This window comes from Halalkalibacter oceani, assembly GCF_040544555.1.
In the GTDB taxonomy this organism is placed as follows: Bacteria; Bacillota; Bacilli; order Bacillales; family Bacillaceae_D; genus Halalkalibacter; species Halalkalibacter oceani.
This window is the reverse complement of the sequence record NZ_JBEPKD010000047.1, coordinates 1-9,190: the sequence shown is the minus strand read 5'-3', so window position 1 is coordinate 9,190 and position 9,190 is coordinate 1. Positions and strand designations below refer to the sequence as shown.

Here is a 9,190-nt window from a genome sequence, read left to right as displayed (position 1 = left end):
AAAATTCGAATTACTGAGGTTTTTTTCCTATGCACTAAATCGTAATAGAGGAAAAATCCTCAACTGATAAAGTAGTACTTGACTAATCGTAGGAAAGAGGCTATGACAAAAGGTTGTTTTTTTACCTTTTGTCATAGCCTCTAAGCAATGAGCGGAACCGCCACGATTTGTTAAAGCCCGTTGTGAGAAACCCACTCACAACGGGATTGTGGCGTGTGAAGCCATTGCCAATAGGTTCAAAGCTAGTTTTGTCTCGCCCTCTCAAGCTCAGAAAGCCGCTTCCCACTTTGTCCTCAGCGGATTTTTTCCGCCTGGGGAACTAATTGATAGCACGGATAGCTTCCAAGAATATCGACCCCACAGCCTAACGCTTCCAGCTCTGAAACTGCCCCTGGAATCAGCACATCATCAGCCAGGCCATCGACGTCAATTAGAAAGAAATAATTGCCTAAGCCGGTTTTTGTCGGTCTCGATTCAATTTTCGTTAAATTCAGCTTGCGCCACGCAAAGGCGGACAGCACCTGATGAAGCGCGCCGGAAAAATCAGACGGCAATGTCACCATCAAGCTCGTTTTATCAGCGATATGCTCCGGCTCTTGCAAGTGCAGCATATCAAGCGTCCGGCTCAGAACGACAAAGCTTGTACGGTTATGGGAATAATCGTGGATATTTTCATGCAGCGGCACAAGCTGATATTCTTCAGCGGCCAGTTCATTGGCGATCGCCGCGATTTTCTGCTCGGGATGGCTCGCGACAAATTCAGCCGCCGCTCCGGTCGAATTCATATATTCCCACTCCGCCCCGCTCAGCTTCGCTTGAAGAAAATCATGACATTGGGCAATCGCGTGTGGATGAGAAACAATTTTCTCAATCGGCTGCTGTCTGTTTTCCGGATGGACAAGCAAATGCTGGGCGATCGGTACAGTGACGCCGCCAATAATCGGCAGGCGCTGTTTATGAATCAAATAATCAAGCGTCATATTTACCGATCCTTCGATTGCATTTTCAATCGGCACGATCGTTGCATCGACTTCCCCGGCAGCGACGGCATCCATACAGAAAGGAATCGTTTGATAAGGAACAAGCTCCTGCTCTTTAAACAGCCCTCTCGCTGCCATTTCTGTAAATGTTCCTTTTGGTCCTAAGTAACTTATTTTCATGCTGCTCTCTCCTCCCTAAGATCCCGAGCCGACCATTTCGACTTTTTCCACTACTTCAAGCCCTTCCAGCCACTCCATTACTTCATCAAATTCAAGCTTCATCGGGGCCGTGTCTATCGTTAATGTCATATGGGCGCGTCCCTGCAATGGAATCGTCTGGTTAATCGTTAGCACGTTTGCCCCTGTTTCAGCAACCTTCCCGAGTAGCTGTGACAATGAACCAGACCGATCTACTAAAATAATCGAAAGTGTGATGATTTTTTCTCTTACCATTGTATGAAAAGGAAAAATTCCATCCTTGTATTTATAAAAGGCGCTGCGGCTTAACCCGACCTTATGTACAGCCTCATTGATTTTTTTCACTTTGCCGGAATGCAGCAGTTCTTTCGCTTCCAGTGTTTTTTCCATCGCGTCCGTAAGCATATCCTCACGCACGAGATAAAATGATTTACGCGAAGCCATAGCATGGTTCACCTTCTTTCAGTAGATCATTATCTTCCCATTATAGAATTCGCAACCCCTTTTGACAACATCATCCCCCAAATTTGTCCCTTACTAATGAAAACCTGTCTCCCACGAAGAGACAAGAAGCTGCTGAAAAAGTACGATTTACACTTTTTCAGCAGCTTTTTCGTAATGAGCGTAGCCGTTGCCTGATTTTGAAAGCCTTGCTACGAGTGGATTTCTCGAAGCAAGGCGCGCAACGCGCGGAGCCATTACTCTTCTTCGAGTTACGAAAGCTCCCGCTCTTCGCTACGACAAGAACCCCAGCCTAGGGCGGGCTGACTCTGCTCCGGCTCGCTCGCTGCCCGTCCTCAAGGAGAAACCCGTTCCTTGCGGACTTCAAAACCTCGCAGCGGCTTCGCTCTTCGCTACGACAAGAACCCCCAGCCTAGGGCGGGCTGGGGGTTCTTGTCTAGTCTATAAATTCAAATTCGAACTTCAGGATGCGGACGAGGTCGCCGTCTTTGGCGCCGCGTTGGCGGAGTGCTTCGTCGATTCCCATGTGCCGCATTTGGCGGGCGAAGCGGCGGACCGATTCGTCCCTTGAGAAGTCGGTCATTTTGAAGAGGCGCTCGATTTCCGGCCCTGAGATGACAAAGACGCCATCATCATCACGCGATAACACAAACCGGGCTTCCTCCTTCTGATGCTTGTAGACAACCCGGGTTGATTCCTCTGTTTCCTCATGAAGCGGAAATTCCGGCGTCTGCTCAATTTTATCGGCGATCGTTAAGAGCAGCTCCCGTACGCCCTCTCTCGTAATCGCTGAAATCGGAAATACAGGGTGATCGTCCTCAAGCTGTTCCTTGAAGCGCTTGAGGTTTTCTTCCGCCTCGGGCATGTCCATTTTATTGGCAACAATCAACTGCGGCCTCTCCAACAGACGTAAATTGTATTGCTTCAATTCATCATTAATCAGCACATAATCCTCATAAGGATCGCGCCCTTCAAGAGCCGACATGTCAATCACATGAACGATGACGCGCGTCCGCTCGATATGACGCAAAAACTGATGACCGAGGCCGACTCCTTCATGCGCCCCTTCAATTAATCCAGGCAAATCAGCCATGACGAAGCTTCTGTTATCCTCTGTTTCGACGACGCCCAAGTTAGGCGTGATCGTCGTAAAATGATAATCGGCGATTTTCGGCTTGGCCGCCGAGACGACCGAGAGCAATGTTGACTTACCAACGCTCGGAAACCCGACAAGGCCAACATCAGCGAGCACCTTCAGCTCAAGAACGACTTCGCGCTCTGTTCCCGGCTCGCCATTTTCCGCGATTTCAGGTGCGGGATTGGCAGGCGTCGCAAAGCGGATGTTTCCCCGGCCGCCACGGCCGCCTTTGGCGATAACAGCGCGCTGCCCATGTTCGGTTAAATCAGCGATAACCTGTCCTGTTTGTTCATCAACGACTGTCGTTCCCGGAGGCACCTTGACGACCATATCCTCCGCATTTTTACCATGCTGGCCTTTCGGGCGGCCATGCTCTCCCCGATCCGCTTTAAAATGCCGGTTATAACGAAAGTCCATCAACGTTCGCAGACCTTCCTCCACTTCAAAGACGACGCTTGCGCCTTTTCCGCCGTCACCGCCGGCCGGGCCCCCATCGGGCACGTACTTTTCTCGACGGAACGCAACCATTCCGTTTCCTCCGTCGCCACCTTTTACATAAACCTTGACTTTATCGACAAACATCTTTCTTCACCTCAGCTTCTTGTAAAACGAGTTAGTAGGACACATTCCTGTTTACTAACTTCCACGAGTTCGACAGCCGGCTCCTGAGCCGCATACTCAACGAGAGACTGCCCTTCTTGCTGTAATGTTCCCTGATAATCAAACGTTAACTCACACTGCTGATCGGTAAATAAAAAAGTCAGTAGCAGATGGTTTTCTGTGTCCAATGTGCTTTCACGAGCTAAGCGTTCTATAATTTGCTTGCAGATGCGTAACAGCTCCTGCTCCTGCTTTGCCAAAGAAAAGACATCTCCCGCCACATCCATCTCTAATTTCATCTCGCGGCAGAACCAATTAAACGTCAACAAAAAATAGGACACACTCGGGGCTTGTATATTTGAAATTTCACTTTCACTACTCGACTGGCGCGCCACCTCGTCAATAATATCAGCAATTCGATCATAGCGTTTCAACGCCAGATTTCCTTTAATGAGCTGCATAATATTCAACCAGTCGTGACGCGCATGACGAAGCGCCTCTACTACATCAAAATGATTCGTCATTTCGGCTCTCCTTGTCTTTGCCCATTTCTTTTCCCACTATCAAGTGCATTACAACGCCTATCTTACCATATATTTGTTCCCTTGAGAAAGTTGCCCGTCATCATTTCCCTTTTTCCATTTTAATTCTTACCTGCGTACTGAGCTTTTTGCTATCGAATGACCGCTGTTCTTTTCATGCTGATCCTCTATATACCACGCTGTTTTGCGAAAAAAGAATTGACAGCATCCGCCCCTCTACATATACTAAAATGAATAACCGACTATTTTTATAAGATTTATAAAAATATTTTCTTTCAGGGAAGGAGGCTGTCAAGCATGTCTGACATTCAGATTCAACAAGTTGGGAAAACATTTGAAAACAAGCAGGAAAACACCTCCTACACTGTTTTTGAGCATATAGATTTGCATGTAAAGTCCGGTGAGTTCGTTTCCTTATTAGGACCATCCGGATGCGGAAAGTCGACTTTACTTAATATTGTCGCAGGTTTAGAAAACGCAAGCACGGGGACGGTTCTTGTCGGGAACCGCGAAGTAAAAGAACCCGGAGCGGATCGAGGCGTTGTGTTTCAGGAGGCTGCTCTCATGCCATGGATGTCGGTTCTCGATAATGTCATCTTTGCGATTAAGAAGCAATATTCCAAGCAGGAAGCAAAGGAGAGAGCACTCGAATACTTAAAGCTTGTTCATCTCAGCAAATTCGTCGACGCCTATCCTCATGAGCTTTCCGGAGGAATGAAGCAGCGCGTTTCGATTGCGCGCGCTCTGGCGATGGATCCGGAAGTGCTGCTGATGGACGAACCGTTTGGCGCATTAGATGAACAGACGCGCTCGATGCTGCACAAAGAGGTGCAATATATTTGGGAGCAGACAGGCAAAACGATTTTGTTTGTCACCCACAATATCCGCGAGTCGATCCTGCTTTCCGACAGAATCGTCTTAATGGGAGTCCGCCCCGGAGGCATTGTCAACATTTACGATGTGCCGATGGCCCGGCCGCGCAAATCATCGGACCCGGCCTTTGCCGCGCTGGAAGAACAGATCAGCCAGCAATTGGCCGGCGAGATCGAGAAAGTCATGAAGGAGGAGATGGGTGATGATTACCGTAGTCAGAAGGCTACTCTTCTTTACAGCTCTCATCGTAATATGGGAGACCATATATAGACTTGACGTCTTCGGCACCCAGATGTTTCCCTCTCCTCTTCTTTCCTTTGTTGAGCTCTATAAAGGATTTTTCGAGACAGGGATCTTAACGGCCGCCTTGACGACAAGCATCGGCCGGATCGGACTCGGCTTTTTGCTCGCCGTCCTCATCGGTTCGATTTTAGGCATTATTCTCGCCACTTCAAAGCTCGCTGATGAAACATTAGGCTCGCTCGTCGTTGCGTTACAGTCCGTTCCGAGCATCGTCTGGCTGCCGCTCGCCCTCGTGATGTTCCAGGGAGGAACCGGGGCGATCCTGTTTGTGATTGTGCTTGGTGGTACATGGCCGATGACGATGAATGTCCGGATGGGCATCAAGAACGTCCAGCCGCTCCTGATCCGCGCCGCGCGGACGATGGGCTACAAAGGCTATGAGTTAATTTGGAAAGTGATGATTCCCGCTTCGATTCCATCCGCGCTTACAGGGATTCGCCTCTCATGGGCTTTTGGCTGGCGCGCGTTAATGGCGGCGGAATTGCTCGGACGCGGCGGGCTCGGCAGAACATTGCTTGATGCACGTGACTTTTTCAATATGGAGCTTGTCATTGCGATTATGATCATCATTGCGATCATCGGTCTTATTGTTGAATATTTTATTTTTAATCCAATTGAACGAAAGGTCCTCACCCGCTGGGGATATGCCAAATCATAAAAAAATAAAGGGGAGAAACAACGATGAAAAAATGGTTAAAAATGACGGGAGCTGCTTTACTGCTGGCGACGATAACAGCATGCGGAGCCGGCGGCACGGGCAGTTCCTCTACGGAAGACGGTCCTGTAAGAATCGGTTATTTTCCTAATCTCGATCATGCCGCGGCAATTGTCGGCAAAGAGAAAGGCTTTTTTGATCAACAGCTCGGGGACAGAGGAGCGGAATACACTCATTTTCCTAATGGAAATGATTTTATTGATGCGCTGGAAACAGGAAATCTGGATATCGGCTATGTAGGGCCTGGTCCGGCAATTAACTATTTCCTCGCGGGAGGAGATATTGTCATTCTCGGCGCTGCGGCCAACGGGGCGACATTAATCGTCTCACGTGAAGATTCAGGGATTGAAACGTTGGAGGACTTTGGCGGCAAATCATTCTGTACCCCTGGTAACGGCTGCACTCACAACGTTCAGCTTGAAATTATGCTGAAGGATATCGGACTAGAATCAAACCGCGTCGGTGGAACGGTCGAGCATCAGTCCCGTATTGCGCCGGCCAATATGGTCGCGATGTTTGAACAAGGACAAATTGACGCCGCTGCTGCTCCTGAGCCTTGGGGAACATTCCTTGTCGAAGAGCATAATGCCAATGTCGTCGCCGAATGGGACCAGGTTTTCTTAGGCGAAACATTGCCTAGTGTCGTCGTGGTTACATCAAAGCAATATCTCGAAGAAAATCCGGAAGCGGTGGATGCTGTTCTCCGTGGTCATAAGGAAGCGGTCGACTATACAGAAGCGGATGTCGCTGATACGTTGACGACCATTAACGATCATTTGTATGATCTGACGCAAAACCGCCTGCCGGAGCCAGTGCTTGAAAAAGCGTGGAATCGGATGAAGGTGACGACCGAGACGCATCCTGATGCCCTGCAGGAATGGGCAAACGCATCCTATGAATTAAAGTTTATGGATCAGGATCCCGTTTTAGACGGACTTGTCGACACCTCTCGGCTTGATGAGATTTTAGCAGAATAAAAAAGACAAGAGGCTGAACAAAAGGTTGTTATTACCTTTTGTCCAGCCTTGTATATTAAGCACAAGAGGTTCGCTACCTCTTGTGCTTTTTTAGTATCGTTTTTTATACTAAAAGCAACGCTGTGGATTAGTAGTCCAGCCTACAGTACTTTTTAGTAACTGGTTTTATAGAGAATCTAGCCACAGCTCTTTGTTTATCTGTTAATGAGTTAGTTAACGCTAACTTTATTCTACTAGAAAAGCGCTTTTATTCATTTACACAAACTATTTTACGCTATCGTGCAGTGACCATCTTTTAGAAGTAGCTTAGGCTTTATGAAAATGTCCTTTACAAAGGGTACACTTTATTCCTTTACAACGGCAAAGGTGCGACTGCTGAAATGAGTTGTTTTTCAATTAATTCCTGCCAGAATGCTTCTGGGATTTTCTCTCGCAAGGCTTCGAGGTCTTCCTCAATGCGATCGGGTCTCGTTGATCCAGGAATGACCGCAGCTACAGCTGGATGCGCTGTTGAAAACTGTAGCGCTGCTGCTTTTAGGCTGACGCCGTGAGACTCTGCTACTTCTGTTAATTTGTTAATTTTCGTTTGAACGTCTGGTGGGATCTCACCGTAGTTATAGTGATCTCCGCCAAGCAGGGCTCCCGAGCTATACGGTGCACCTACAACAATGGCTGATTTTGATTGCTCGACTTCAGGCATCATTCTGCGAAGAGTATCTTCATGATCAAGAAGTGTGTATTGGGTTGCTTGTAAGCAAATAGTTGGATGTACTTCTTCAAGTTGAAGGGCAAGCTCGATTGGAATTGTTGTGTTTACGCCCAGCCCCCATCCTTTTATGACGCCTTGTTCCTTTAAGTCATCAAGAACAAGGAAGGCACCTGTTCGCGCTTCTTCAAATTTGGCGATCCACTCGTCTCCATGAAAATCAGGTGAGAGGTCGTGCACAAATACAAAGTCCAGTCGAGTGGTTTGCAGTCTTTCCATGCTTTGGTTGATGGAGGCATGGGTCGCTTCTGCAGAGTAGTCTGTCGTAACTTTATTGGTTCGGCCGTACTCAAAAAGTCCTTCTTTTTCCTCGGTTTCATCTTCAATGACACGACCAACTTTTGTACTTAAAACATAATCATCACGGTTTTTGTTAGAAAGAAATGTACCTAAGCGAAGCTCGGCCAGTCCTGCCCCGTAAAATGGTGCTGTATCATAATAACGAATCCCTGCATTCCAGGCCGCTTCGATCGTCGCTTGTGCTTCTTCTTCCGGCACTTCACGAAACATATTGCCAAGTGGTGCTGTTCCAAGTCCTATTTTTTGAGTCAGTAATGCTTTTATGTTATCCATGTCATTCTCCTCCTGTTTCATTCATAATCATCTTTTACCGTTATCATCTTTTACCGTTCATCTTAAGGTTTAAACCTCTCATAAGTAGGATAACCAATATCAGAAAGTGTCCTAATCGATGCTACTATAATCTGTTCTCCTCTAGCTTCTGCTACTAAGGATTGTTTCTCTACCAACTTTTAACCCTCAAGCATACATTCCATCAGCCCCCATTCTGGATTGCGATGATGTTACTTTTGATCACTATTTACAGCAAACGAAAACGATTAAAGCTGGCACTGGATAAATAAATCGCTTTAGGATGAATACGGATTTTTTAGACTTTAAAACGGACCGGCACACTCCATGCCGGTCCGCCTCCATTTACCCCATTTAATTTTACAACTTTCCATAAAAAAAGAAGATTATTTTTGGATACGGTTGGCAATAGAACAAAACAGTTCATTGTAGCAAAGGAGGAAAATGAGATGTTTACACTTGCGGATATTCCAATTTTTCTTGTTTCGCTACTCGTAATTTTGCCGCTGATCTCCTTAATCCATCAAGCTGGTCATGTGTTTTTTGTTTGGCTATTCGGCGGGAAATTACAGTTTTCCCTCGGTGCAGGGAAACGGTTATGTAAAATTGGCTGCTTTGAAATTCGCCGGATCTATTTTTGGCATTCCTTCTTCCAGTATGAAAAGCTGAAAAAGGATACGACTTTCTCTCATATTATGATTTTTCTTGGCGGGTCTCTCTTTAATATTATTTCGATCTGTATCGTGAACGGGCTGATTCACAGCGATGTTCTCCCTCCACATATCTTTTTTTATAACTTTGTCTATTTCTCGATTTACTTTGTCTTTTTTTCTCTGTTTCCGGCAAGGTATTCCGATGACCATCCAAGTGATGCGATGGCGATTTATGACCTGCTGAAATACGGTAAAAAGGTCGATCCGCTCGATTAAGATTCTCAGCTTTGCTGCGTTAATCGGATAGGAGGTTACTCATTAGTTGAGTAGCCGACCTTCCACACCACCGTACGTACCGTTCGGTATACGGCGGTTCCTAAGTTTACACCTTA

9 protein-coding genes are annotated in these 9,190 nt (G+C 46.9%); 4 read left to right on the top strand and 5 right to left on the bottom strand.

What is annotated here, in order from left to right; all coding sequences use genetic code 11:
- Positions 1–293 precede the first annotated feature (293 nt).
- From pheA to ABMB67_RS22945, 4 genes are all read right to left on the bottom strand, one after another.
- On the bottom strand, positions 294–1,160 hold the full coding sequence (gene pheA, locus ABMB67_RS22960; protein WP_251221528.1) for a prephenate dehydratase: 867 nt from the start codon (positions 1,158–1,160) through the stop codon (positions 294–296).
- 15 nt (positions 1,161–1,175) lie between these two features.
- Positions 1,176–1,622 (bottom strand): ACT domain-containing protein, encoded by a 447-nt coding sequence (locus tag ABMB67_RS22955; RefSeq protein WP_251195353.1) that lies wholly within the window; start codon positions 1,620–1,622, stop codon positions 1,176–1,178.
- A 454-nt stretch (positions 1,623–2,076) separates the two neighbouring features.
- Complete coding sequence (obgE, locus tag ABMB67_RS22950) at positions 2,077–3,360, bottom strand: GTPase ObgE (RefSeq protein WP_251221527.1); 1,284 nt, start codon at positions 3,358–3,360, stop codon at positions 2,077–2,079.
- Between the two features lie 11 nt (positions 3,361–3,371).
- A complete protein-coding gene (locus tag ABMB67_RS22945) occupies positions 3,372–3,902 on the bottom strand; it encodes a Spo0B C-terminal domain-containing protein (protein WP_354573442.1) in 531 nt (176 codons plus the stop codon).
- Between the two features lie 315 nt (positions 3,903–4,217).
- Here ABMB67_RS22945 and ABMB67_RS22940 point away from each other — a divergent pair, with 315 nt between their 5' ends.
- The 3 genes from ABMB67_RS22940 to ABMB67_RS22930 are packed head-to-tail and all read left to right on the top strand — an operon-like array spanning position 4,218 to position 6,788.
- Complete coding sequence (locus ABMB67_RS22940; RefSeq protein ID WP_354573441.1) at positions 4,218–5,063, top strand: ABC transporter ATP-binding protein; 846 nt, start codon at positions 4,218–4,220, stop codon at positions 5,061–5,063.
- Entirely contained in the window at positions 4,996–5,754 is a 759-nt protein-coding gene (locus tag ABMB67_RS22935) for an ABC transporter permease (RefSeq protein WP_354573440.1), read from the top strand. Before ABMB67_RS22940 ends, ABMB67_RS22935 begins: the two co-directional genes overlap by 68 nt.
- Before the next feature lie 23 nt (positions 5,755–5,777).
- Positions 5,778–6,788, top strand: coding sequence for an aliphatic sulfonate ABC transporter substrate-binding protein (locus ABMB67_RS22930; RefSeq protein WP_354573439.1), 1,011 nt, complete (start codon positions 5,778–5,780; stop codon positions 6,786–6,788).
- 352 nt (positions 6,789–7,140) lie between these two features.
- Here the strand turns inward: ABMB67_RS22930 and ABMB67_RS22925 are convergent, their stop codons facing one another.
- Positions 7,141–8,127, bottom strand: coding sequence for an aldo/keto reductase (locus ABMB67_RS22925; protein WP_251221522.1), 987 nt, complete (start codon positions 8,125–8,127; stop codon positions 7,141–7,143).
- A 467-nt stretch (positions 8,128–8,594) separates the two neighbouring features.
- On the opposite strand from ABMB67_RS22925, the gene ABMB67_RS22920 reads away from it, so the two are divergent.
- Positions 8,595–9,074 (top strand): hypothetical protein, encoded by a 480-nt coding sequence (locus ABMB67_RS22920; RefSeq protein ID WP_251221521.1) that lies wholly within the window; start codon positions 8,595–8,597, stop codon positions 9,072–9,074.
- Positions 9,075–9,190 lie beyond the last annotated feature (116 nt).

What these genes read in the sequence shown, in the direction of transcription:
- pheA (WP_251221528.1), bottom strand. Translation starts at nt 1,160, where the DNA reads ATGAAAATAAGTTACTTAGGACCAAAAGGAACATTTACAGAAATGGCA.
- ABMB67_RS22940 (WP_354573441.1), top strand. Translation starts at nt 4,218, where the DNA reads ATGTCTGACATTCAGATTCAACAAGTTGGGAAAACATTTGAAAACAAG.
- ABMB67_RS22925 (WP_251221522.1), bottom strand. Translation starts at nt 8,127, where the DNA reads ATGGATAACATAAAAGCATTACTGACTCAAAAAATAGGACTTGGAACA.
- ABMB67_RS22955 (WP_251195353.1), bottom strand. Translation starts at nt 1,622, where the DNA reads ATGGCTTCGCGTAAATCATTTTATCTCGTGCGTGAGGATATGCTTACG.
- ABMB67_RS22945 (WP_354573442.1), bottom strand. Translation starts at nt 3,902, where the DNA reads ATGACGAATCATTTTGATGTAGTAGAGGCGCTTCGTCATGCGCGTCAC.
- ABMB67_RS22935 (WP_354573440.1), top strand. Translation starts at nt 4,996, where the DNA reads ATGATTACCGTAGTCAGAAGGCTACTCTTCTTTACAGCTCTCATCGTA.
- ABMB67_RS22920 (WP_251221521.1), top strand. Translation starts at nt 8,595, where the DNA reads ATGTTTACACTTGCGGATATTCCAATTTTTCTTGTTTCGCTACTCGTA.
- ABMB67_RS22930 (WP_354573439.1), top strand. Translation starts at nt 5,778, where the DNA reads ATGAAAAAATGGTTAAAAATGACGGGAGCTGCTTTACTGCTGGCGACG.
- obgE (WP_251221527.1), bottom strand. Translation starts at nt 3,360, where the DNA reads ATGTTTGTCGATAAAGTCAAGGTTTATGTAAAAGGTGGCGACGGAGGA.